A 23,330-nucleotide genomic window follows, 5' to 3' on the forward strand; every position below is an offset into this window, starting at 1 on the left:
ACCCGCAACAGCGCGGTGACAGGGCCGTGGCAGTTCCCGGGCCGAGTCTTCGGTCATGGACATCCAGGTACTGATCATCGGCGCCGGCCCGACCGGCCTCACCCTCGCACTCGACCTGCACCGCCGCGGCGTCCCGTTCCGCGTCGTCGACGCCTCGCCCGCCCCGTTCGCCGGGTCGCGCGGCAAGGGCCTGCAGCCCCGCAGCCTGGAGGTCTTCCACGACCTGGGCGTCGTCGACGAGGTGCTGGCGTCCGGCCGGCTCGACATGACCATGCGCGCCTACCAGGGGCGTGAGGTGGTGCGCGAGTGGGACGTGCACGAGGGCCGCCACCCCACCGCCGAACGCCCGTACGCGCGCACCATGCTCATCCCCCAGTTCCGGGTCGAGCAGATCCTGCGCGGGGCGTTCCCCCAGCCCGTCGAGTATGGGAAGCCGCTGACGTCGTTCACGCAGGACGACTCCGGCGTCACGGCGGTCGTCGGCGGCGAGACCGTGCGGGCGAAGTACCTCGTCGGGTGCGACGGCGGGAAGTCGTTCGTGCGCAAGGAGCTCGGCGTCTCGTTCGTCGGAGAGACCCACGAGGACCAGCGGATGCTCGTCGGCGACCTGCGGATCTCCGGCCTCGGCCGCGACCACTGGCACCAGTGGGGCGCGAGCAGGGAGAGCTGGCTCGCGCTGTGCCCGTTGCCCGGCACGGACCTCTTCCAGTTCCAGGCGGCGGGCGACGGCGAACCGTCGCTGGAGCTGTACCGGGAGATCGTCCGCGACCGCACCGGCCTGGACGACGTCGTGGTGCACGACGCGACGTGGATGTCGTTGTACCGCATGAACGTCCGCATGGTCGACCGGTTCCGCGTCGGCCGGGTGTTCCTCGCGGGCGACGCCGCGCACGTGCACTCCCCCGCCGGCGCGCAGGGCATGAACACCGGCATCCAGGACGCCTACAACCTCGGCTGGAAGCTCGGCATGGAGACGCTGCTCGACACCTACGAGGCCGAGCGCAAGCCCGTCGCCGAGTGGCTGCTGGGCATGACGACCAGGATCATGACGTCCGGGCACCCGTTCGAGAAGCGCGGCGACGAGACGCTGCAGCTCTCGCTGTCGTACCGGACGGCCGACGGCGAGGGCCTGCAGCCGGGTGACCGGATGCCCGACGGGACCACCGCGGGCGGCCGGATCTTCGACCTGCTGCGCGGCCCCGACTTCGTGACGCTGGACCTCGCCGGCGGCCCGGTGCTGGTCCGCCCGGACGGCTACGTCGCGGCCATCGGCCGCTCAGCGATCGACGCCTACTTCGGCGCGCACCCGGTCACGCAGCTGCACCACCGACGGGTCGCTGCTGGGGCTGCCGCGTAGCCGTTCGGCCTCGTCCAGGAGCTCCCCCGCGCCGCGGGGGTCGCCCTGGGCGAACACCCAGTCCGCGTACCACTCGAGCACCAGCGCCCTGGCCGGCCCGTCGGCGCTCGCGCGCACGGTCTCGAGCGCCTTCCCGTGGTGCCGCCCCGCCTCGCCGAGGTCGCCGAGGCGGGTCAGCGCGAGCCCGATGCTCGCGTGGACCGTGGCGCGGAACTGGTGCGCGGGCGAGCCCTCCGCGGCGTCGAGCGCCTCCCGGTACAGCGCCACGGCCTGCTCGAAGTCACCGCCGAAGTACGCCATCTCGCCGCGTGCCTGCGCGAACCGCGCCCGGTCGAGGTCGTCCCGCGCCACCGGCACCAGCTCCAGGTCCGCACGGGCGCCGGCGAGGTCGCCGATCCGGATCTTGATGCGCGCCGCCTGCATCAGCACCGACATGGGCACCAGCACGGTCTCCGGCTCCCCCAGCTCCGCGGCCACCCGGCGCGCCTCGGACACGGCCTGGAACGCCTCGGCGAACGCGCCGCGGTTGACCAGCACCATGACCAGGCACGACAACCCGAACACCACGGCCCACCGGTCGCCGACCGCCCGGAACCGCTCCAGCGCCTCCCGGTACCCGGCTTCGGCCAGCGGCGCGGCCCCGTCGCTGAACTCGCCCGCCACCAGCCCGCGCACGAGCGCCGCGAACGCCCGCATCCACTCGTCCGGCGAGCTCTCCAGCCGGCCGGCGAGCACCTCGAGCCGGGTCCCGAGCTCCGTGTCGCCCCAGACCTGCCCGCTGGTCAGCATCAACGCGCAGAGCGCCGTCGGCAGGTCCTCGTCCCACAACCGCTCCGCGGCGGCGAGGGCGGCGGGCGTGCCGAGCGCGGACACGACCCGCGACACCGGGTCGGAGGGCGTGAGGGCGGCCCACCGCCGGATCTCCTCGAACCGCTTGGTCATCACCAGCCAGTGCCAGGTGCGCGCGGCCATCATCCGCCGCGCGACCTCCGGGTCGTGCGCGACGGCCCACGCCTGCGCGGCGTCGAGGTTGGCCCGGTCGGCGTCGAAGAAGCCGAGCGCCTCCAGCTGCCGCGGACCGCGCAGCAACGGCTCGGCCCGCTCGGCCAGGTCCACGTAGTGGGCGGCGTGCCGGGCCGGGTCGGTCAGTCCCTGCTCGGCGCCGTACTCGCGCACCGTCTCGAGCAACCGGTACCGCTCACCGGCCCGCACGACGAGCGACTTCTCGACGAGCGAGGCCAGCAGGTCCTCGGTGTCCCAGAGGTCCGGCCCGGTGCCGCACACGGCGTGCACCGCCTCGGCCGTCGCCCCGCCCACGAACACCGCCAGCCGCGCCAGCAGCAGGCGTTCGGCGTCGCCGAGCAGCTCCCAGCTCCAGTCGATCACCGCGCGCAACGTCCGGTGCCGCACCGGGCCGGTCCGCGCGCCGCGGTCGAGCAACCGCAGGCGACTGTCCACCCGCGACTCCAGCTGAGCCGCCGACAGCGACCGCGCCCGCGCCGCCGCCAGCTCCACCGCGAGCGGGATCCCGTCCAGGGCAGCACACACCCGCCGCGCGGCCTCCGGGTCGAACGCCGACCCGACCCGCGCGGCGAACAGCCGCACCGCGTGGTCGAGGTCCAGCGGCGCGACGGGGTGCACGACCTCGCCGGGGATGCCCAGCGGCTCGCGCGACGTCGCCAGCACGCGCACGTCCGGTGCCTCGGCCAGCAGCCGCACGCACAGGGCGGCCGCCGCGTCGACGACGTGCTCGCAGTTGTCGAGCACCACCAGCGACGCGCCCAGCCGCGAGAACACCGGTGTGGCCAACGGGTTCGGGCCCAGTGCCGCGTCCAGGGCCGCCAGCGGCTCGGCCGCCGAGTCGAGCTCGACGAACCACGCCTGCGGCACCGTCGCCGCGTGCACCAGTGCCAGCCGCGTCTTGCCGACGCCGCCGAACCCGGTCAGCGTCACCAGCCGGTTGCCGCGCGACAGCGCCGCCAGCGCCGCCAGGTCCGGCTCACGTCCGACGAACGAGCCGACGGGTGCCGGCAGGGTGCCCCGCGACCCGCGCTCGCGCAGCACCGCGAGGTGGGCGGCCGCCAGCGACTCACCGGGGTCCACCCCCAGCGAGTCGGCGAGGTCCGACCGGACGCGCTCGAACACCGCCAGCGCGTCCGAACGGCGACCCGCGGCGTGCAGCGCCAGCATCAGCCGGGCCTGGACGTCCTCCCGCAACGGGTGCGCGGCGGCGAGCGCCTCCAGGCCGGCCAGGTCGTCGCGCAGCAACGCCAGCCGCACGGCCTCGTCGACCGCGAACGGCGCCTCCTCGAAGGCGGCCCCGCGCCACAACGCCGCGTCACGGGTGCGCGTGAACTCCTCGACGTCGGTCGACGCCTCCAGCCGGTAGCCGGCGGCGTGCGACGACACCGCGGAGGCACCCACCACGCGCCGCAGCCGCGACACGAGCGACTGCAACGCGGCGGCACCGTCCACCGGCGGCTCGTCCGGCCACAGGTCGGCGATCAGCCGCTCGGCGGCGACCACCCGCCCCGGCTCCACCGCCAGGCGGATCAGCAACCACCGCAACCGCTTCCCGCGCACCTCGACGACGACGCCGCCGGCCACGACCTGGAGCGGTCCGAGAACGTTGACGCGCATCAGGCCCGCCGCACGCCCACGGCGACAGCGGCCGTCACGAGCACGACCCCGAACACGCCGGCCCACAGCACGGACAACGACACCGTGTTGTGCCCCAACGCGTCCAGCACCCACCCGAGCGGGGTCGCCCGCCCCAGCGGGTAGGTCAGCACGACGACGGAGGACACCGCGAGCACCGTCCGCCCGATCGAGTCGGACACCGGCCTCGCGAACATCAGTCCCACACCAGAACCAAGCAACGCACAGACAGTATGCGCGCCGAGTCCGACAAAGAACTCACCCGCGGTGTACGGGTGCGGGTTGGTGACCACCGGCCACACCGCCGCCACGAGGGCCATCGCCAGTCCGATCGAGACCGCGACCAGCGCCGCGGCGGTCAGCACGCGCGGCCAGCCACCCGTCGACACCACGGTGATCTCGCGCCGCACGGCGTCCTCGGACGTCGCCACCACGACCGCCATCCAGGCCGTGACGGGGTACAGCAGCGCCGCCGACCCCGAATACGCCTCCAGCGGCTGCCCGGCGTCGGAGGAGAACAGCATCCCCAGCACACCGAGGAACACCAGCAGGGGCGCCAGGTAGCGCTGCCCGCGGAAGACGTCGGCCGCGAGGTACCGCATCAGGACGATCACCGCACGCTCCGCACCGAGCACCCGAGCCGCAACGCCTCGGCCAGCACGTGGTCGCTGCGCTCCGGCGCCACCACCACCCGCGCCGAGGTCCCGCGCGCCAGCACCGACCGCACCCCTTCCAGCGCCTCCAACGCGTCCAGCGCCACCACCCGGCTCAGCTCGATCGTCACGTGCCCGCCCGCGAGGTCCACCCGCGTCGCCCCGGCGAGGTGTCCCTCGTGGTCGGACACCAGCGCGGTCCGCCCCTCCAGCAACGACACCAGCTCGCCGGCGGCCGCCGGGTCGAGCCCGGTCCACGGCTCGTCGAGCACCAGCACGTCGGTGGCGAGGAACGCCTGCGCCAGCGCGACCTTCTGCGCGTTGCCCTTGGACAGCTCCGCCATCGGCGCGGTCATCGATCCGACGAACCCCAGGCGTTCCAGCACGTCCACGCCCGCGGCACGGCGAATCCGCCCCATGTGCGCCAGGTAGGCGGAGGCGGACATGTTCACGTCGGAGGGGAACCGTTCCGGCACGTACCCGACGGAGGCGGGCCGCACGACCCGTCCCGACGTCGGCCGCAGGACCCCGGCGGCGATCTTGAGCAGCGTGGACTTGCCGGTGCCGTTCGCACCGGTCAGCACGGTGAGGCCGGCGACTTCGAGGGTGAGGTCGCGCAGCACCCACGGACCACGTCCGTAGCGCTTCGAAACCTGGTCAAGGAGCACAACGCCAAGATAGCCACCCACGGCACCACGCCCGCGCGCTTTGGCGAGCATCCGCGCGGAGGGGTGCCCACGCCGTCACGACACCAATTCGCGGAACGCCGATTCCCGACGCGCCGGAATCATTTCCTCAATTGTTCCAAAACTCTCCGTCACACCACATCCATCATCAATCGATACAGCTCCGCCTACTCTCACACGATCGAGTGAAAGGTGGCGACAAAACGTCACTCGGACAACCAGGATGGGTCCTCCCCAGCCCAGTCGGACGGAATGCGGGTGACACCCCTGAAAAGCGGTACTCAATTCTCCTTCGACATGCTTGCGGGAGCGTTGACCGGACGCGGCGCGGCACACGCCACCGGCACCTTCCACATCCCCGGGAATCCCGGCGGGGACATTCACCTCCGCGACGGCGGCGTGATCTGCGTGGAAAGCGCGGGATCGCCCGGACCGGACGCGTTGTTGTTGCGCACCGGGCGGATCACGGAATCCGACTGGACCGCCGCGCTCACCACCGGGGCGCGCGGCACCATCGGCGAGACCGAGCTCCACGTCGTCGCGATGATGGCCACGCAGGACGCCGCGTTCACGATCGCGGCGGGCGACGTCGACGACTGCGAGTTCACCCCGCACGCGCAGGACGTCCCGGTCGCGATGAGCGCCCCGATCGACCCGGTCCACCTGCTGCGGGAGACCTCGCGCCGGATCAGCTCGCTGCTCGCCCTGCAACGCCCGCTCTGCCCCCACCGCGACCGCCTGGCCCCGGCCAGAGGCGCTCAGCTGCGGGTTCTCAGCCCGTTGCGGGCCGAGATCCTCACCCACGCCACGGGCAGGCGCACCGCGCGGGACATCGCGTTCGCCTCCGGCCGCAGCGTCTACCCGGTCACCGTCGAGGCGTGCCGGATGGTGGCCGACGGCCTGATGACGGTCGTGCCCGGCACCTCGGTCGTCGTGCCGGCCTCGCGCCCCGTCGTGCCGCTGCGCCCGCGCCGGCCCCCGAAACCCGCCGACGACGTGCCGCTGCCCCGGTCGCTGAGGCGCTCACCTCCGCCAGAGCCTCCAGAGAGGGAGAACCCGTGAACCACGACGTGCTGGCCGCCGAGCTGCACGGTTTGCGCGAACGAGTCACCGGCATCACGGACACGCTGCTCGCCGCCAACGACGGAATGCTGATTCTCGCCGACACGTCCGACCGGCTCGACACGGAGATCATCTCCGCATTGGCCGCCGCCGATCTCGGAATAGCGCGCAGAACCAGTGAGGTCGCGGGCCAGGGCGCATTCCGCCAATCGATCGTCTACAACAGCGGCGGCTGCATGGCCGTGTACGCGGTCGGCGCACTCGCGTTGATGGTCGTACTGGGCGACGAAGGACTCAACGTGACGCGTCTGCACCAGGAGACGCAACCCGCCATCGAACGCATCAACTCCATTCTGACCGCCGCCTGAGAAGAAGTGTGAAATGACGATGCACAAGCTGAGCGACATACCCATGTCCGACCAGATGGCCGCACTGGTCCGGCACCTGCGCCAGGAGGTCCCCGGCTGCCTCGCGACCGGCGTCGTCGACATGGCCACCGGCATGCTGCTGTCGTTCGAGACGACCGACAGCCACCCGTCGGAGGTGCTCGACCTGCTCGCCGGCGCGACGCTCGACCTGTTCCAGGGCCGCACGGTCACGATGATCGAGGACATCTTCAAGGAGCGGCGCGGCATCTCGAGCACCGAGCACTACTTCCAGGAGGTGCTGGTCAACAGCACCAACCTCACGCACCTGTTCATCCGCAGCACCGCCGACGAGGACGTCGTGGCCGTCGTCGTCTGCCCGAGGTCGGTCAACATCGGCATGCTCTTCGCCTCGGCCCGCCGGGTCGTCAGGGACCACGGCGGCGCGTAGCCACGCCGCCCTCCCGCGGGTAGCCCGGCACCTCCTCCGGCCCCTGCCGGGCTACCCCTCCCGCTCCACCGGGGGTGATCGCCGTGACTTAGGGCAACCTGGGTTGAACGCGATTACAGGACAAGCGTACTGTTTGGGGTCGAGGGGCAGCCGTCGACCTGGTGAGGAAGACTCTCCCCGTACCCCGAACTGACCACTGCGCTGTCACCAGATGGAGTTGCACGTGACTGCACCAGCTAGCAAGGACAGCTTCGGCGCCCGCGGCACGCTCAACGTCGGCGACGCCTCGTACGAGGTGTTCCGGCTGAGCGCCGTGGAGGGCGCCGAGCGTCTTCCGTTCAGCCTGAAGATCCTGCTGGAGAACCTGCTGCGGACCGAGGACGGCGCGAACATCACCGCCGACCACGTGCGCGCTCTCGCCGCCTGGGACCCCACCGCCGAGCCCGACACCGAGATCCAGTTCACGCCTGCCCGCGTCGTGATGCAGGACTTCACCGGTGTCCCGTGCGTCGTCGACCTCGCCACCATGCGCGAGGCCGTCACGCAGCTCGGCGGCGACGCCGAGAAGGTGAACCCGCTCGCACCCGCCGAGCTCGTGATCGACCACTCGGTCATCGCCGACATCTTCGGCCGCCCGGACGCGTTTGAGCTGAACGTCGACCTCGAGTACGAGCGCAACCGCGAGCGCTACCAGTTCCTGCGCTGGGGCCAGACCGCGTTCGACGAGTTCAAGGTCGTCCCGCCCGGCACCGGCATCGTGCACCAGGTCAACATCGAGCACCTGGCCCGCGTCGTCATGGTCCGGGGCGGCCAGGCCTACCCGGACACCCTCGTCGGCACCGACTCGCACACCACGATGGTCAACGGCATCGGCGTGCTGGGCTGGGGCGTCGGCGGCATCGAGGCCGAGGCCGCGATGCTCGGCCAGCCGGTCTCCATGCTGATCCCGCGGGTCGTGGGCTTCAAGCTCTCCGGTGAGCTGCCCCCCGGCGCCACCGCCACCGACCTCGTGCTCACGATCACCGAGATGCTGCGCAAGCAGGGCGTCGTCGGCAAGTTCGTCGAGTTCTACGGCGAGGGCGTCGGCGCCGTGCCGCTCGCGAACCGCGCCACCATCGGCAACATGTCGCCGGAGTTCGGCTCCACGGTCGGCATCTTCCCGATCGACGGCGAGACCATCGACTACCTGCGCCTGACCGGCCGGTCCGAGGAGCAGATCGCGCTCGTCGAGGCCTACGCCAAGGAGCAGGGCCTCTGGCACGACCCGTCGCGCGAGGCCGTCTACTCCGAGACGCTGGAGCTGGACCTCGCGACGGTCGTCCCGTCCATCGCGGGCCCGAAGCGCCCGCAGGACCGCATCGAGCTGACCAGCGCCAAGGGCGCGTTCCGCGGCGCGCTGAAGGACTACGTCGCGCACGTCGAGGACGACAAGTCCGACGTGGACGAGGCCATCGACGAGACGTTCCCCGCCTCCGACCCGATCGCCGTGCACGAGGGCGAGAACGGCAAGGGCGCGCCGCGCGTGCAGACCGCGGCCGAGGGTGCCGAGGGCCGCGTGTCGAACCCGGTCAAGGTCACCGTCGACGGCAACGAGTTCGAGCTGGACCACGGCGCCGTGGCGATCGCCGCGATCACGTCGTGCACCAACACCTCGAACCCGTCCGTGATGCTCGGCGCGGCCCTGCTCGCGAAGAAGGCCGTCGAGCGCGGCCTCGAGCGCAAGCCGTGGGTCAAGACGACCCTGGCGCCGGGCTCGAAGGTCGTCATGGACTACTACGAGCGCGCCGGCCTCATGCCGTACCTGGAGAAGCTCGGCTTCCACCTGGTCGGCTACGGCTGCACCACCTGCATCGGCAACTCGGGCCCGCTGCAGGAGGAGATCTCGGCGGGCGTGCAGGACGGCGACCTCGCGGTCGTGTCGGTGCTGTCCGGCAACCGCAACTTCGAGGGCCGGATCAACCCGGACATCAAGATGAACTACCTCGCGTCGCCGCCGCTCGTCGTGGCGTACGCGCTGGCCGGTTCGATGGACAAGGACATCACCACCGAGCCGCTCGGCACCGACACCGAGGGCAAGCCGGTGTACCTCTCCGAGATCTGGCCGTCGCCGGCCGAGATCGCCGAGGTCATCTCGACCTCGATCTCCGCGGAGGGCTTCACCAAGGGCTACACGAACGTGTTCTCCGGCGACGAGCGCTGGCAGTCGCTGCCCACGCCGACCGGCAACACGTTCGAGTGGGACAGCGAGTCCACCTACGTGCGCAAGCCCCCGTACTTCGAGGGCATGGAGATGGAGCCGAAGCCGGTCACCGACATCGCGGGCGCTCGCGTCCTCGCGCTGCTGGGCGACTCGGTCACCACGGACCACATCTCCCCCGCCGGTTCGATCAAGGCCGACTCGCCCGCGGGCAAGTACCTGACCGAGCACGGCGTGGAGCGCAAGGACTTCAACTCCTACGGCTCCCGCCGCGGCAACCACGAGGTGATGATCCGCGGCACGTTCGCGAACATCCGCCTGCGCAACCTGCTGCTCGACGACGTCCAGGGCGGCTTCACCCGCAACTTCCTGGCCGACGACGCGCCGCAGACGACGATCTACGACGCGTCGGTCGCCTACGCGGAGGCCGGCGTCCCGCTGGTCGTGCTGGCGGGCAAGGAGTACGGCTCCGGCTCGTCCCGCGACTGGGCCGCCAAGGGCACCTCGCTGCTCGGCGTCCGCGCCGTCATCGCCGAGTCCTACGAGCGCATCCACCGCTCGAACCTGATCGGCATGGGCGTCGTGCCGCTGCAGTTCCCGGCCGGCGAGAACGCCGCGTCGCTGGGCCTGGACGGCACCGAGACGTTCGACTTCACCGGCCTCACGGCGCTGAACGACGGCACCACGCCGTCGACGGTGCACGTGACCGCCACGAAGGCCGACGGCGCGAAGGTCGAGTTCGACGCGGTCGTCCGCATCGACACGCCCGGTGAGGCCGACTACTACCGCAACGGCGGCATCATGCAGTACGTGCTGCGCAAGATGGTCCGCAGCTAGTCAGCCGTGCGTTCGAAGGCCCGTCCGGACACGTTCCGGGCGGGCCTTCCGTCACGGTCGGACAACTCCGGCCAGCACCGTCCCGCCACCGCCGAAGTGACATGACGGCGCGGACCGCTCGTTCTCCGGGGGACGAGCGGTCCATTCGTCGCCCTGATGCCGAAACCCGACCCACCGGTAACAGCCAACTGTCCCCCCGCGATGCCAAGTAACCCTGATCACCGCGGGAGAGCCTGATGAGTTTGAGCGTGCTCGGCGACCTGAACTGGTCAGCCGTGGTCGTGGCCGCGATCGCCTACTTCGCACTGGGAACGGTGTGGTACGCGGAGTACGCCTTCGGCAGGGCCTACCAGCGGGCGTCCGGGTGGGACCTCAACAAGCCCGAGAAGACGAGCCCCGTCGTCTTCGTCGTGCCGCTGACCACGTGTTTCGTGCTCACGTTCGTCACCGCGATGATCGGTGCCGCCTCGGCCACAGACACCATCATGGAGGGCATCCTGCTCGGGCTCGTCGTCGGCGTCGGCATCGCGCTGCCGGTCCGGTTCGTGACGGGGTCCTACGACATGACGAAGCCCGCCCCGCTGACCTTCGCGGCCATCGGGGCGGGCTACCACGTCGTCGGCCTCACGCTCGCGGGAGCGATCCTCGGCCAGTGGAACTAGCCGGACCTAGTGCGCGGCTTTGTGCAGTTCGCGCAACGCGCGCACGGACGACACGGCGTACTCGCGGTCGACGGCCTGCACGGCCATGACGGAGACGTACTCGTCCTCCGGCAGCTCCAGACGGGCCCACGCGGCGCCGTCGGGGAAGCTGACCGAGAGCACGTCCTTCCAGTCGTAGTGGTGCGACGTCACGACGTTGCGCACGTCCACGCCCCGGGCGTCGGCCGTGACGCGCGGACGGGTCAGCAGCAGCACACCGCCCGCGAGCAGGAAGCCCAGGACGATCATCGCCACCTGGTCGGAGGTCCGGAAGATCACTCCGGTCGGGGTGTCGCCCAGCAGCACGCCCACCACCGTGAACACCGCCACCAGGCCGATCGCGCACGCCCACGCGACGCGGCGGATCTTCTTCGGGCGGAACACCACGCTCGTCACTCGAAACCCCGCTCGGTCCACGGCTGACGCAGGCCGCGCAGCACCAGTGCGGTGTCGATCGCGGCCACGGTCGCCTCGTACCCCTTGTCCTCCACCGAGTCCGGCAGGCCGGCGCGCGCCAGGGCCTGCTCCTCGGTGTTCGTCGTCAGCACGCCGTTGCCGACCGGCGTCGACTCGTCGAGCGCGACGCGCGTGAGCCCGTCGGTCACCGAGTCGCAGACGTACTCGAAGTGCGGCGTGCCGCCGCGGATGACCACGCCCAGCGCGACCACGGCGTCGTGGTGGCGCGCGAGCTCCTGCACCACGACGGGCAGCTCGATGGCGCCCGCGACGCGCACGACGGTCGTGTCGGCGCAGCCCGCGTCCTCGGCGGCCTGCAGGGCGCGCTCGACGAGCTGGTCGGTGATCTTCGTGTGCCAGCGCGTCGCCGCGATCGCGACGCTCAGGCCCCTGCCGTCGAGCTTCGTCTGCTCTGGACGGCCCTCGCCGCTCATTCCTGGTCCTCCGTAGCGGAAACAACGGCCTCGTACTGCTCCAGCTGGTGCAGCTCGTGGCCCATCCGGTCGCGCTTGGTGCGCAGGTACCGCAGGTTCTCCGGGTTCGGGGAGATCGGCAGCGGCACCCGGTCGAGCACGCGCAGACCGTATCCGGCCTCCAACCCGACCCGCTTGGCCGGGTTGTTCGTCAGCAGGCGCATCGACTTGATGCCGAGCTCGACGAGGATCTGCGCGCCCGTGCCGTAGTCGCGGGCGTCGGCGGGCAGGCCCTGCACGAGGTTCGCGTCCACGGTGTCCGCGCCCTGGTCCTGCAGCTGGTAGGCCTGCAGCTTGTGCATCAGGCCGATGCCGCGGCCCTCGTGCCCGCGCATGTAGAGCACGACGCCGCGGCCCTGCGCCGCGACGGCCTCCAGCGCCGCGTCGAGCTGCGGGCCGCAGTCGCAGCGCAGCGAGCCGAAGACGTCACCGGTGAGGCACTCGGAGTGCACGCGCACGAGCACGTCCTCGCCGTCGCCGATCTCGCCGTACACGAGCGCGACGTGCTCGATGCCGTCGAGGAGGCTGTCGTAGCCCACGGCCGTGAACACGCCGTGCGCCGTGGGGATCCGCGCCTCCGCGACCCGTTCGACCTGGGTCTCGACGCGGCGGCGGTAGGCGATGAGGTCGGCGATCGTGATCAGCGCGAGGTCGTGGTCGGCCGCGAACACCTCCAGCTCCTCGCGGCGGGCCATGTCCTCCTCGACCTTCTGCGACACGATCTCGCAGAGCACGCCGGCGGGCGACAGGCCCGCGAGGCGCGCGAGGTCGACGGAGGCCTCGGTGTGGCCGGGGCGGCGCAGCACGCCGCCGTCCCTGGCGCGCAGCGGCACCACGTGGCCGGGCCGGTTGAAGTCGGTGGCCTTCGCGGTCGGGTCGGCCAGCAACCGGATCGTGCGCGCCCGGTCGGCGGCCGAGATGCCGGTGCTGATGCCCTCCCGCGCGTCCACGGTGACCGTGTACGCGGTGCCGCGCTGGTCCTGGTTCGTGTGGTACATCGGCGGCAGGTCGAGGCGGTCGCAGTCGGAGTCCGTCAGCGCCACGCACACGTACCCGGACGTGTAGCGGACCATGAACGCGAGCAGCTCCGGCGTCGCCTTCTCGGCGGCGAAGATCAGGTCGCCCTCGTTCTCGCGGTCCTCGTCGTCGACCACGACCACGGGCCGTCCGGCGGCGATGTCCTTGATCGCGCGCTCGATCTCGGCGTACTCCGTGCTCACTGGGCCTCCTCGCCCGCGATGGCCCGCAGGTGCGGAATCGCCAGTCGTTCGACGTACTTCGCCAGCACGTCGACCTCCAGGTTCACCACGGCGCCCGGCGCGCGGTGGCCGAGCGTGGTGAGTTCCAGGGTCGTCGGGATCAGGCTCACGGTGAACTGGTCCTCGGAGACGGACACGACCGTCAGCGAGACCCCGTCGACCGTGATGGAGCCCTTCTCGACGACGTAGCGGGACAGCGCGGGCGGCAGTCCGATGTGGACCACCTCCCAGTGCTCGGCCTTCTCCCGCGCGAGGACCGTGCCGGTGCCGTCGACGTGGCCCTGCACGACGTGGCCGCCCAGGCGCTGGCCGACCGCGGCCGCGCGCTCCAGGTTGACCCGGTCGCCCTCGGCGATCTTCGCGAGGCTGCTGCGCACGAGGGTCTCGCGCATCACGTCGGCGGTGAAGGTGCCGTTCTCGACCTCCACCACGGTGAGGCAGACGCCGTTCACCGCGATGGAGTCGCCGTGCTTGGCGTCGCTGGTCACGATCGGCCCGGCGATGCGGACCCGTGCCGCGTCGGGCAGGTCCTCCGTCGCAACCACGTGGCCGAGTTCCTCGACGATCCCGGTGAACACCGCTCCTCCTAAGTTCGCGGAACCGCGCTGATCCGCACGTCCGGCCCGCTCATCGTGACGTCTTCGACGGTCAACCGGACAGCGTCCGTGATGGTTGACACGCCCGCTCCGAGCACCGCCGCGGGACCGTCCCCGAGCAGCGCCGGCGCGATGTAGGCGAGCACGCGGTCCACCCTGCCCGCGCGGATGAACGCGCCGGCCAGCGTGGGACCGCCCTCCAGCAGCACGTCGACCACGCCCCGCGCGGCGAGCGCGTCCAGGACCTCGTCCGGGACGCGCGTGCGCAGGTGCAGCGCCGTGTGCCGGAGCTTGGCCCCGGCCGGGAGGTCGCTCATGCCCACGACCACGGGCAACGGCTGGCGGGCCAGCGGAATTCCGCCGGCGTCCCTCGCCGTGAGCGCGGGGTCGTCCTCCCGGACGGTGCCACTGCCCACGATGACGGCGTCCAGCTTCGCGCGTATGTCGTGCACCTCCTCGCGGGAGGTCTCCGAGCTGATCCACCGGCTGGTGCCGTCCTGCGCCGCGGTCCGCCCGTCGAGCGACGCCGCGTACTTCCACGTGACGTGAGGACGCCCCGTGTGCGCGTAGTGCAGCCACGCCCGGAGGGGTCCCCTGCTGACTTCCCGTTCTAGCAGGCCGCTCTCGACCGTGATGCCGGAATCGGCGAGAACCTTCGCTCCGCCCGCCGCGCGCGGGTTCGGGTCGCTGACGGCGTGGACGACGTGCCTGATGCCGGCGTCCTTGAGCGCTTCGGTGCACGGCGGTGTGCGGCCGTGGTGCGCGCACGGCTCGAGGGTGACCACGGCCGTGCCGCCGCGTGCTTTCGCACCGGCCTCCTTGAGCGCCATGACCTCGGCGTGGGGCCCGCCGACCGGTTGCGTGGCGCCGAAGCCGACCGCCTGGCCGCCTTCGTCCAGGACGACGCACCCGACCGGCGGGTTGGGGCTCGTGGTGCCCCGGACCCGCTCGCTCTCCGCGATGGCGAGGACCATCGCGTCCTCGGGGGTCACGGGGTTCCGGTCGCCCGGGCGCGAGCGGCCTGCGCGCGCAGTGCCTCGACGGCCTTGCCGGGGTCGGCGGCGTCGTACACGGCCGACCCCGCGACGAAGCAGTCCACACCGGCCTGCGCGGCCTGCTCGATCGTGTCGGCGTTGATGCCGCCGTCGATCTCCACGAGCAGCGTGAGGTGCCCGGTGTCGACCAGGTGGCGGGCCTGGCGGACCTTGTCCAGGGTGTCGGCCATGAAGCTTTGGCCGCCGAAGCCGGGCTCGACCGACATGACGAGCAGCGTGTCGTAGTGCTTGAGGACCTCGACGTAGGGCTCGAGCGGGGTGCCCGGCTTGATGCTCAGGCCCGCCCTGCTGCCCGCGGCCTTCAGGTTCTTCGCCAGCGCGACCGGGTCGTTCGCCGCCTCGACGTGCACCGTCACGTTGTGCGCGCCCGCCTCGGCGTACCCGATCGCCCAGCGGTCGGGGTCCTCGATCATGAGGTGGCAGTCGATCGGGATGTCGGTGACCTTCAGCAGCGACTTCACCACGGGCAGGCCGAGCGTCAGGTTCGGCACGAAGTGGTTGTCCATGACGTCGACGTGGATCCAGTCCGACGTGGGCACCGACGCGAGCTCGTCGGCGAGGCGCGCGAAGTCGGCGGACAGGATGCTGGGGGCGATCATCGGCGTGTGGGCCACGAGGGTGGAGTCTAGGTGTCCAGCAGGTCGAGCAGCCTGCCGGGAGCCACGTCGGTGACCACGGCGACACCCGCTCCGGTGAGCGTCGTGACGTGCGTCTCCCACATCGGGTGACGGCGCTTGTCGGCGTTGGCCTGGGGCATGACGACGACCTTGCAGCTCTCGACGCCGATGGCCTCGTTCAGCGCGCTCAGCGCCTGGTTGTCGCCGATGCCGAGCGCCAGCTTGGCCACGGAGTTGGAGCTCGCGGGGGCGAAGACGAACGCGTCGGGCATCGGGTGGGGCTTGGGCTGGCTCGGCATCCGCGGCTCCCAGCGGATCGGGAAGTCGCTGAGCGCCTGCAGCGCGTCGAGTTCGTCCGCCTCCTCGAACCACGGCACCACGGCCGGCGTCAGCATGATGGCCAACTGCCACCCCCGTTGCACCGCCGGCTCCGCCAGTCCGGTGCGGAACCACGTCTCCACACCTCCGCAGCCGGAGGCGACCAGTCCGAGCAACCCGCGCGTCGTCACCGCTGCGATGGTAGGCGGTCCGGATTGTCGGACCTCGCCGATAACGTCCCCCGCCGCGGGTTCCCGCCCGCGCACTGAGGGGAGCAAGATGCACAACCGAAGCCGGTGGCTCACCGCCACCGCGATGACGGCCGCCCTGCTGACGGCCACCGCGTTGCCCGCCCTGGCCGAACCGCCGCAGCGCACCGTGGCGCTGTCGGTGAAGTCCTTCTCGGACATCGCGGTCGACCCGACGCTCGGCCACGTGTTCGTGAGCAGCAAGCTGGACAACGCCGTGGCGGTCACGGACCTGTCCGGCAACGCGGTCGCGAAGCTGTCGAACCTGCCCGGCGCCACGGGTCTGGCGCTGAGCCCCGACGGCCGTACGGTCTTCGTCGCCCTGTCCCAGTTCGGCGCGATCGCCGCGGTGGACACGCTGACGCTGACCGAGCGGACGCGCTACCCGGTCGGCGAGGTGTGCCCGTCGGACCTGGCCGTCACCGGCACCCGCCTGTACTTCAGCTACGGCTGCACCACCTGGGGCGGCGGCATCGGCCGGGTGGGCCTCGACGGCACGGGCGCCCGCACGGGCCTCGCGACCGGCCACTACAGCCCGCACCAGCTCGCGACGTCCCCGGCCAGGCCCGGCCTGCTGGCGACGGGCCAGCCGGGCCTGTCCCCGTCCGAGCTGCGGGTGCTGCGCGAGGAGGGCGACGGCCTGGTGCTCCAGGGGGTCCGCGACGCGGGCAGCAACCTGGCCGACGTCGAGTTCTCCAAGGACGGCACCCAGGTGCACGTCGCGGGCGGCGCGCCGTACCAGATCCAGTCGTACACGAGCGACACGCTGGCCGTGCGGGGCAGCTACAACACCGGCCCGTACCCGGTGGCGGTGTCGGTGTCGCAGGACACGGGCGCCCTGGCCGCGGGCGTCAACAGCGACACCTCGGTCCGCGTCTACCCGGAGGGCTCGCTCGACGAGTCCCGTTCCTACGAGGCGCCGTACCTGCACCAGGCGAGCCTGGCGTGGGGGCCCGGCGGCCGCTGGCTGTACGCGGTGGGCAACCGCTTCGGCCAGCCGGCGGAGCTGCACGTGCTGAGCTCCTGATGTGACCGGCCGGGCGGGCTGCGCTGCGCGGCCCGCCCGGTCCTCGTTCCCGCTCTGCGGCCGGGGGTTCCGGACGTCCACATCGGACGCTCTGCTGCCCGGACTTCGCCACGGGTCCGGCGAACCTGTGGTCAGTGCGCCCGACCTCGGGGCAACCGTCTCCGCCCCGGCCCTGCTCGCCCTGGGCAGGCTTTGCGCTCGCAGCCGGCTCGGGTGAACTTCCTCGACCAGCGCGCACGTCGCCTGCGCTCGCGCCCCGCGATCCGTTCTGGCCGCCGAGTACTTGTGCCGCCGCTGCGCCGTTCTCCTGCCGACGCGCACTTCTCCAGCCGTCGCGGTGCCGCGCTCTTCTCCCGCCAGCGCACCGTTCGCCCGCCAGCGCGCCGTTCTTCAGCCGCCGCGCGCCGGTCGGTGCCGCGCTCTTCCCCTACTACCGCGCCGTTCTCCAGCCAGCGCGCCGTTCTCCTACCGCCGCGCGCCGGTGCGGTGCCGCGCTCTTCTCATACCGTCGCGCCGTTCTCCCGCCGCCGCGCCCGCCCGCGAGCATCGTCACCCGAACCGGTGAACCTCGATCCCGGTTCGCCCCTCCACACGCCGACGGGGCCCGGCAGTGTCGGACCCCGTCGCTAACGTCGTTCCCGAGCGCTCAGACAGGACGCCGCAGCACCGCGCAGAACATCGCGTCGGTTCCGTGCAGGTGCGGCCAGAGCTGCACGTGCGGCCCGTCCCCGAGGTCCGGAACTCCGGGGAAGAGCTCGCGCGTGTCCAGCACCTCGGCCCCGGTCCGCCGGGCGACGTCCGTCACGACCCCGACCGTCTCGGAGAGATGAGGTGAGCACACGACATAACCCACGACGCCGCCAGGACGCACGAGTCGCAACGCCTCGGTGAGCAGCTCCCGCTGCAGCTTCGTGAGCGTGCCGACGTCGGCGGGCCGGCGCCTCCACCGCGCCTCCGGGCGCCTGCGCAGTGCACCGAGACCGGTGCAGGGCGCGTCGACGAGCACGCGGTCGAACGCCCCTTCGACGAAGTCGGTCTCGCGGCCGTCGGCCTCGTGCACGGTCACCGGCAGGCCTGAGGTGATCTTGCGCACGAGCTCGGCGCGGTGGGGTGCCTTCTCGACGGCGATGAGCTCGCCGCCTTCGAGGCCGACCAGTGCGGCCAGCAGTGCGGCTTTCCCGCCAGGACCGGCGCAGAGGTCCAGCCAGCGGTCGTCGGTGCCCTCGATGGGCGCGCGCGTGAGCGCCAACGCACACAGCTGGCTGCCCTCGTCCTGCACGTTGGCGAGGCGTTCCCGGACGGGCTCGAGATCGCCCGGGTCGCCCGCCCCTGCTTCCAGGTGCACGCCGTAGGGCGAGTAGGGCGCCACGTCGCCGCCGGTGATGGCGGCGAGCTCGTCGGAGCTCACCTCGCCGGGGCGGGCCACCAGGTGCACGGCCGGCCGGGCGTCGTCCGCTTCCAGGGCGAGCTTCAGCGGCTCGTCGCGGCTGCCCAGGGCCTCCGCGAACGCCTGCGCGATCCAGCGCGGGTGGGCGTGAGCGAAGGCGACGTTGCCGACGGGGTCGGTGTCCGGGTCGGGTGCGAGTTCGTCGACCCACGCGGCCTCGTCCTGCTCGGCGACCCGGCGCAGGACGGCGTTGACGAAGCCCGCGACGCCGGACCCGAGCTCGGCCCGCACGAGGTCGACGGTCGAGGCGACCGCCGCGTGCGACGGGATCCGCGTGCGCAGCAACTGGTACGCGCCCAGCCGCAACGCGTCGAGCGCCGAGCCGTCCACTTCGGACAGCGGGCGGTCCGAGCACGCCTCGATGACGGCGTCGAGCAGACCCTGTGCCCGTGCCGCGCCGTAGGTGAGCTCGGTGGCGAGGGCGGCGTCGCGGCCGGTGATGCGGCGGTCGCGGAGCATCTGCGGCAGCACGAGGTTGGCGTAGGCGTCGCGCTGCCGCACGGCACGCAACGTCTCCAGCGCGGCGAGCCGCGCCGGGTCCTCGACGGGCGGGCGGGCCGGGCCCGTGCGCCGGCGCGGCGGGTGCGGCCTGCGCGGCCCGGACGGCTTGGAGGCGCCTCGCGAGTAGTTGGTCATGCGCTGTACTCCACTACTTCGAGCTCCCCTGCCACGGCGCGGACAACGCGCGCCCAGTCGATGCCGGCCGGCGACCTGCCGGTTCCGGTGCCGGCGCGGTGCGCGGCGATGCCGTGCGCCCTGGTGATGGAGTGCCTCATACGACGCGCTCCCCCGCCTCGATGCGGACGCCGCGGGCCCAGTCGGTGGCGGCCATCCGCTTCTTGCCCTGCGCCTGCACCTCGCCGAGCGCCACGGCCGTGGTCGCGGTGCCGACGAGCACGCGCTTGCGTTCGACGAGCACCTCGCCCGCGGGCAGCGTCACGTCGGGCACGGGGGTGACGGGGCCGAGCTTGAGGCGCTCGCCGCGGAACTCCGCCCAGGCTCCGGGTTCGGGCGTCACGGCACGGGCCAGGCGATCCACGGCGACCGCGGGCGTCGTGAAGTCGAGGCGCGCGTCCTCGACGCTGATCTTGGCGGCGTAGGTGACGCCGTCGGAGGGCTGCTCGACGGCACGCAGCGTGCCGTCCGCGATGCCGTCCACAGTGGACAGCAGGAGGTCGGCGCCGGAGATCGAGAGGCGGGTGAGCAGGTCGCCGGAGGTGTCGCGGTCGCGCACCTTCTCGGTCACGACGCCGAAAACCGGGCCCGCGTCGAGCTCCTTGACGATGCGGAAGGTCGACGCGCCGGTGATGTCGTCGCCGTTGCGCACGGCGGCCTGCACGGGTGCGGCGCCGCGCCAGGCGGGCAGCACCGAGAAGTGGAGGTTGACCCAGCCGTGCTTCGGGACGTCGAGCGTCCGCTGGGGCAGGAGGTTGCCGTAGGCGACGACCGGGCAGAGGTCGGGTTCCAGCGCGCGCAGGCGGTCCAGGAACTCCGGCTCGCCCGCCTTCGCGGGCGTCAGGACCTCGATGCCGTGCTCGTCGGCGAGCGCGGCCACCGGAGAGCGCTCGAGCCGGCGGCCGCGGCCGGAAGGGGCGTCGGGGCGGGTGACCACGGCGACGACGTCGTGGCGCGGGGAGTCGATGAGGGCGCGCAGCGAGGGGAGGGCGACCTCGGGCGTGCCTGCGAACACGAGACGCATGGTCAGCTGGACCTGCCGAAGAGTGGGTGCGGGCTTTGCTTCAAGGCGGGAACCGTACCGTCGAACCAGTCGGCGCGCCGGATCTCCTTCATCGCCTGCTTGCGCGTCTCGGCGTCGAGGCGGTCGAGGAACAGCACCCCGTCGAGGTGGTCGGTCTCGTGCTGGATGCAGCGCGCCAGGGTCTCGGTGCCCTCGACCTCGATCGGCTCGCCGTGCATGTTCCAGCCCTTGGCCACCACGTGCAGGTGGCGCTTGCAGTCCCATTGCATGCCGGGGATCGAGAGGCAGCCCTCAGGGCCGTCCTGCATCTCCTCGCCGACAACCTCCCACGTGGGGTTCACGAGGTGTCCCGCGAAGCCGTCGCAGTGGTAGGTGAACACGCGCAGTCCCACGCCGAGCTGAGGCGCGGCGAGGCCGGCGCCGGCCGCGTTCTGCATCGAGTCCCACAGGTCCTTGACCAGGGTGCGCAGTTCCTTGTCGAAGTCGACGACCTCGACGGCGGGGGTGCGCAGCACCGGGTCGCCGAACAGGCGGATGGGTTGGACGGTCACGCAGTGCTCCTCGTGGTGGACTGGAGGCCAGTCTACGAGGAGCGCGGTCAGTGCTCGGACGCGCTGCCGAGGAGGATCACGCCCAGCAGCGCCGCGGCGAAGTGGCCGGTGAACCGCAGGGCCGTCAGCACGGGGCGCAGCATCGCGGAGAAGTCGACGTGGGCTGCCGTGGTGTGGTGAACAGTGGTCGTCGTCATGGGGTCAACTGTGCCGTTCGAGCAGGTCAGCACACATCAGCTGGTGGTATGGACCCGGCATCGGCCCGAGGGAGGAAGATCGGGTGCAACACTCGGCCGGGAGGTGGACACCTCCTGGTCATGAGGCTGATGCGACCGAGCCGGCAGGGGGCGGCCGCCGTGCCCGACGACGCCCCGCCGGACGCCGAACTGTGGGCACGAGGCGACGAGCACGCGTTCGGTGAGCTGTACGACCGCTACGCCGAGGCGGTGTGGAACCACGCCTACCGGCTGACGGCGTCGTGGTCGACGGCCGAGGACCTGACGTCGGCGACGTTCCTGACGGCGTGGCGCCGCCGTGCGGAGATGACGCTCGTGCGGGACAGCGCGCTGCCGTGGCTGTTCACCGTCGCGGGCAACCTGGCGCGATCCGAGTTCCGCCGCAAGGCGCGGTTGTCCCGGCTGCTGCGGCGCGTCCCGAGGAACGACGTGCAGCGCGACCACGCCGACGAGGTCGCCTCGTCGGTGGACCACGAGACGAAGCTCCGGCAGGTGCTGCGGGCCGTCGAACGGCTCCCCCGCGCCGAACGCGAGGCCGTGGAGCTGGTGCTGCTCGGCGAGCTGTCCGTCGCGGAGGCCGCCGAGGCGCTGGGCGTGGCCGAGGTCAGCGTGCGCTCCCGCATCTCCCGCGCCCGCACCCGCCTGCGCAAGGCGCTCGCCGACGACTCCCTGGAGGTGCAGTGATGACCGTCGACCTGCCACCCCGCCGCGCCCTTCCCGAGGACGTCCGGGAACGCATGCGCCCGGACTTCGCCGAGGCCCCGCGCCGCCGGCACGCACCGCTGGCCGTGGCCGCCGGGGTCGCGCTGCTGGTCGCGGGCGGCGTGGCCGTCACGCGGTCGCTCGGCCACGACGTCGACCCCGGCCGGGACCGGGTCGTCGCGCCGACGATCCGCGACCTCGACCGCTGCCGCGCAGCCCTCGGGGACCAGGCCTGGTCCTCGTCCGGGATGGTCGTCTTCGGACCGCGCAAGGTGCTGGTGGGCGACGACGGCCGTGTCTGCGAGCTCACCCTGACCCGTGCCGGTTTCTCGTCGCGGGTCCCCCAGCCGGTGGAGCTGGAGGCGGGTTCGATCACCTACCGGTCGGCCAACGTCATCGTCGGCGTGCCGCCGGAGGGCACGACGGCGGTGCAGGTGCGGGTGGCGAACCCCGCGCACGGCCGCGGGCAGTCCGAAGCCGTCGTCACCCGCGACTTCTTCGTCGTCCACAACCCGCTGACCGTCACGTCCGACGAGCTGGTGTTCGACGACCGTCCCGTCACTGTCCCGCGGACCATGCGCTGGCCGGCCGGTGGCGAGGTCGACAGCTTCGAAAGCGGCGATCCCGACCCGTGGGCACCGGTCAACGTCCTCGCCCGGTGCGTCGACAGCGCGTTCATGACCGAGAACGCGAAGGCCGAGGACCTCCGGTACTGGGAACCGCTGCTCGAGTCCGGTCTCGACCGGCGCGACGCCGTGCTGGTCGCCCACCGCGGCCACGGCGAGTGGGCCTCCTGCGCCGTCTCGGAACGCCGCGTCAACGCCCTGTCGACGATCCGCACGGCTCCCGCCGATCCGAACGCCGCACAGGTCCTCGGCGGCCGCCAGGCGGGGTCCGAGTTCGTCATGATCGCGCGCACCACGCCGGCCGCGACCACCGCCGAGGTGTCCGACAGCGGCGGCCCGCCGGTGGCGGCGGACGTCGCGGACGGTTTCTTCATCGCCAGGCTGCCCCTCACCGGGGGCGAGATGATCTCGCCCGCGCGGCTGCGGCTGGTGGCCCGCGACGCCGGTAATCAGGTCGTCTACGACGGCGGCATCAGCTAGTCATGACCCATGACGTGGACCGCACCTGACGTAGTCGTGACCGAGGAATCCCCGCTGGGCGCGGAACGCCCGATGCTGGAGGCGTGGCTCGACCGCCATCGAGCCACGTTCCTGCACAACTGCGCGGGCCTCACGGGTGAACAACTGGCCACGGCGTCCGCCGAGCCGTCCGCTCTCACCCTGCTGGGCCTGATCCGGCACCTGGCCGACGTCGAACGCATGTGGTTCCGGATCCGCCTGGCGGGCCAGGACGTCGAGACCCGCCACCGCCGGCCGGACCGGCCGGACCACGCGTTCCTGGACCTCGACCCGGCACGCGCCGAGAGCGAGTACGCCGACCTCGTCGCGGAGATGGCCGAGGCCCGAGCGGCGGCGTCCACCCGCGAGCTCGACGACACCTTCGCGCACGAACGGGCCGGCGAGATGTCGGTGCGCTGGCTCTACCTCCACCTGATCGAGGAGTACGCGCAGCACAACGGCCATGCCGACCTCCTCCGCGAACGCATCGACGGCCGCACGAACCGATAGCGCACCCACGCATCCACGCAGGACGGCTGGGGTGCGGAAGTCCGC

Annotated in this window: 25 protein-coding genes; 10 read left to right on the top strand and 15 right to left on the bottom strand. The window is 72.1% G+C overall.

Translation table 11 applies throughout. From position 1 onward, the window contains the following. Positions 1-55: 55 nt before the first annotated feature. Positions 56-1,357 (top strand): FAD-dependent monooxygenase, encoded by a 1,302-nt coding sequence (locus ACFWGZ_RS23890; RefSeq protein WP_382453787.1) that lies wholly within the window; start codon positions 56-58, stop codon positions 1,355-1,357. On the opposite strand, the gene ACFWGZ_RS23895 is transcribed toward ACFWGZ_RS23890, so the two are convergent. The 3 genes from ACFWGZ_RS23895 to ACFWGZ_RS23905 are packed head-to-tail and all read right to left on the bottom strand — an operon-like array spanning position 1,277 to position 5,336. Next, entirely contained in the window at positions 1,277-3,997 is a 2,721-nt protein-coding gene (locus ACFWGZ_RS23895; protein WP_382453788.1) for an ATP-binding protein, read from the bottom strand. The two genes, ACFWGZ_RS23890 and ACFWGZ_RS23895, sit on opposite strands and share 81 nt — an antisense overlap. After that, complete coding sequence (locus tag ACFWGZ_RS23900; RefSeq protein ID WP_382453789.1) at positions 3,997-4,629, bottom strand: hypothetical protein; 633 nt, start codon at positions 4,627-4,629, stop codon at positions 3,997-3,999. The genes ACFWGZ_RS23895 and ACFWGZ_RS23900 overlap by 1 nt, the downstream gene beginning before the upstream one ends. Further along, the gene (locus ACFWGZ_RS23905) at positions 4,626-5,336 is read right to left on the bottom strand and encodes an ATP-binding cassette domain-containing protein (RefSeq protein WP_382453790.1); all 711 of its coding nucleotides are present in this window, start codon (positions 5,334-5,336) and stop codon (positions 4,626-4,628) included. The genes ACFWGZ_RS23900 and ACFWGZ_RS23905 overlap by 4 nt, the downstream gene beginning before the upstream one ends. A gap of 330 nt (positions 5,337-5,666) precedes the next feature. Between ACFWGZ_RS23905 and ACFWGZ_RS23910 the strand changes: the two genes are divergently transcribed. The 5 genes from ACFWGZ_RS23910 to ACFWGZ_RS23930 all read left to right on the top strand — a co-directional run bounded on the left by ACFWGZ_RS23910 (position 5,667) and on the right by ACFWGZ_RS23930 (position 10,928). Beyond that, on the top strand, positions 5,667-6,416 hold the full coding sequence (locus tag ACFWGZ_RS23910; RefSeq protein WP_382453791.1) for a hypothetical protein: 750 nt from the start codon (positions 5,667-5,669) through the stop codon (positions 6,414-6,416). Continuing rightward, positions 6,413-6,784, top strand: a complete 372-nt coding sequence (locus ACFWGZ_RS23915; protein WP_382453792.1) for a roadblock/LC7 domain-containing protein — start codon at positions 6,413-6,415, stop codon at positions 6,782-6,784. Before ACFWGZ_RS23910 ends, ACFWGZ_RS23915 begins: the two co-directional genes overlap by 4 nt. A 13-nt stretch (positions 6,785-6,797) precedes the next feature. Continuing rightward, complete coding sequence (locus tag ACFWGZ_RS23920; RefSeq protein WP_382453793.1) at positions 6,798-7,232, top strand: hypothetical protein; 435 nt, start codon at positions 6,798-6,800, stop codon at positions 7,230-7,232. Between the two features lie 223 nt (positions 7,233-7,455). After that, positions 7,456-10,266 carry an aconitate hydratase AcnA gene (acnA, locus tag ACFWGZ_RS23925; protein WP_382453794.1) on the top strand — a complete coding sequence of 937 codons (2,811 nt, stop codon included), beginning with the start codon at positions 7,456-7,458 and terminating at the stop codon, positions 10,264-10,266. Between the two features lie 236 nt (positions 10,267-10,502). Beyond that, the gene (locus ACFWGZ_RS23930) at positions 10,503-10,928 is read left to right on the top strand and encodes a DUF1761 domain-containing protein (RefSeq protein ID WP_382453795.1); all 426 of its coding nucleotides are present in this window, start codon (positions 10,503-10,505) and stop codon (positions 10,926-10,928) included. 6 nt (positions 10,929-10,934) lie between these two features. Here the strand turns inward: ACFWGZ_RS23930 and ACFWGZ_RS23935 are convergent, their stop codons facing one another. From ACFWGZ_RS23935 to ACFWGZ_RS23965, 7 genes are read right to left on the bottom strand one after another with little or no spacing between them, the layout of a single operon-like run. Continuing rightward, positions 10,935-11,363 (bottom strand): PH domain-containing protein, encoded by a 429-nt coding sequence (locus ACFWGZ_RS23935; RefSeq protein ID WP_382453796.1) that lies wholly within the window; start codon positions 11,361-11,363, stop codon positions 10,935-10,937. Continuing rightward, a complete protein-coding gene (ribH, locus tag ACFWGZ_RS23940) occupies positions 11,360-11,857 on the bottom strand; it encodes a 6,7-dimethyl-8-ribityllumazine synthase (RefSeq protein ID WP_382453797.1) in 498 nt (165 codons plus the stop codon). The genes ACFWGZ_RS23935 and ribH overlap by 4 nt, the downstream gene beginning before the upstream one ends. After that, positions 11,854-13,116: a bifunctional 3,4-dihydroxy-2-butanone-4-phosphate synthase/GTP cyclohydrolase II gene (locus ACFWGZ_RS23945; RefSeq protein ID WP_382411841.1), complete on the bottom strand. Its 1,263-nt coding sequence runs from the start codon at positions 13,114-13,116 to the stop codon at positions 11,854-11,856. Before ACFWGZ_RS23945 ends, ribH begins: the two co-directional genes overlap by 4 nt. Continuing rightward, on the bottom strand, positions 13,113-13,733 hold the full coding sequence (locus ACFWGZ_RS23950; protein WP_382453798.1) for a riboflavin synthase: 621 nt from the start codon (positions 13,731-13,733) through the stop codon (positions 13,113-13,115). Before ACFWGZ_RS23950 ends, ACFWGZ_RS23945 begins: the two co-directional genes overlap by 4 nt. A gap of 8 nt (positions 13,734-13,741) precedes the next feature. Then, positions 13,742-14,725: a bifunctional diaminohydroxyphosphoribosylaminopyrimidine deaminase/5-amino-6-(5-phosphoribosylamino)uracil reductase RibD gene (gene ribD, locus ACFWGZ_RS23955; protein ID WP_382453809.1), complete on the bottom strand. Its 984-nt coding sequence runs from the start codon at positions 14,723-14,725 to the stop codon at positions 13,742-13,744. A gap of 14 nt (positions 14,726-14,739) precedes the next feature. Then, positions 14,740-15,405, bottom strand: coding sequence for a ribulose-phosphate 3-epimerase (gene rpe, locus ACFWGZ_RS23960; protein ID WP_382453810.1), 666 nt, complete (start codon positions 15,403-15,405; stop codon positions 14,740-14,742). A 26-nt stretch (positions 15,406-15,431) separates the two neighbouring features. After that, complete coding sequence (locus ACFWGZ_RS23965; protein WP_382453799.1) at positions 15,432-15,932, bottom strand: flavoprotein; 501 nt, start codon at positions 15,930-15,932, stop codon at positions 15,432-15,434. 88 nt (positions 15,933-16,020) lie between these two features. On the opposite strand from ACFWGZ_RS23965, the gene ACFWGZ_RS23970 reads away from it, so the two are divergent. Next, a complete protein-coding gene (locus tag ACFWGZ_RS23970; protein WP_382453800.1) occupies positions 16,021-17,016 on the top strand; it encodes a YncE family protein in 996 nt (331 codons plus the stop codon). Positions 17,017-17,662: 646 nt separating this feature from the next. Here the strand turns inward: ACFWGZ_RS23970 and ACFWGZ_RS23975 are convergent. The 5 genes from ACFWGZ_RS23975 to ACFWGZ_RS23995 are packed head-to-tail and all read right to left on the bottom strand — an operon-like array spanning position 17,663 to position 20,910. Beyond that, on the bottom strand, positions 17,663-19,099 hold the full coding sequence (locus ACFWGZ_RS23975; protein WP_382453801.1) for an RsmB/NOP family class I SAM-dependent RNA methyltransferase: 1,437 nt from the start codon (positions 19,097-19,099) through the stop codon (positions 17,663-17,665). Continuing rightward, positions 19,096-19,239 (bottom strand): hypothetical protein, encoded by a 144-nt coding sequence (locus ACFWGZ_RS23980; RefSeq protein WP_382453802.1) that lies wholly within the window; start codon positions 19,237-19,239, stop codon positions 19,096-19,098. Before ACFWGZ_RS23980 ends, ACFWGZ_RS23975 begins: the two co-directional genes overlap by 4 nt. Beyond that, positions 19,236-20,162 (bottom strand): methionyl-tRNA formyltransferase, encoded by a 927-nt coding sequence (gene fmt, locus ACFWGZ_RS23985; RefSeq protein ID WP_382453803.1) that lies wholly within the window; start codon positions 20,160-20,162, stop codon positions 19,236-19,238. Before fmt ends, ACFWGZ_RS23980 begins: the two co-directional genes overlap by 4 nt. Positions 20,163-20,164: 2 nt before the next feature. Beyond that, positions 20,165-20,713: a peptide deformylase gene (gene def, locus ACFWGZ_RS23990; protein ID WP_382453804.1), complete on the bottom strand. Its 549-nt coding sequence runs from the start codon at positions 20,711-20,713 to the stop codon at positions 20,165-20,167. 47 nt (positions 20,714-20,760) lie between these two features. Beyond that, complete coding sequence (locus ACFWGZ_RS23995; RefSeq protein ID WP_382453805.1) at positions 20,761-20,910, bottom strand: hypothetical protein; 150 nt, start codon at positions 20,908-20,910, stop codon at positions 20,761-20,763. A gap of 120 nt (positions 20,911-21,030) precedes the next feature. On the opposite strand from ACFWGZ_RS23995, the gene ACFWGZ_RS24000 reads away from it, so the two are divergent. From ACFWGZ_RS24000 to ACFWGZ_RS24010, 3 genes are read left to right on the top strand one after another with little or no spacing between them, the layout of a single operon-like run. After that, on the top strand, positions 21,031-21,633 hold the full coding sequence (locus ACFWGZ_RS24000) for an RNA polymerase sigma factor (RefSeq protein WP_382453806.1): 603 nt from the start codon (positions 21,031-21,033) through the stop codon (positions 21,631-21,633). Beyond that, positions 21,633-22,757: a hypothetical protein gene (locus ACFWGZ_RS24005; RefSeq protein ID WP_382453807.1), complete on the top strand. Its 1,125-nt coding sequence runs from the start codon at positions 21,633-21,635 to the stop codon at positions 22,755-22,757. Before ACFWGZ_RS24000 ends, ACFWGZ_RS24005 begins: the two co-directional genes overlap by 1 nt. 9 nt (positions 22,758-22,766) lie before the next feature. Continuing rightward, complete coding sequence (locus ACFWGZ_RS24010) at positions 22,767-23,285, top strand: DinB family protein (RefSeq protein WP_382453808.1); 519 nt, start codon at positions 22,767-22,769, stop codon at positions 23,283-23,285. Positions 23,286-23,330: the final 45 nt, after the last annotated feature.

This window comes from Lentzea sp. NPDC060358, assembly GCF_042725365.1.
GTDB lineage: Bacteria > Actinomycetota > Actinomycetes > Mycobacteriales > Pseudonocardiaceae > Lentzea.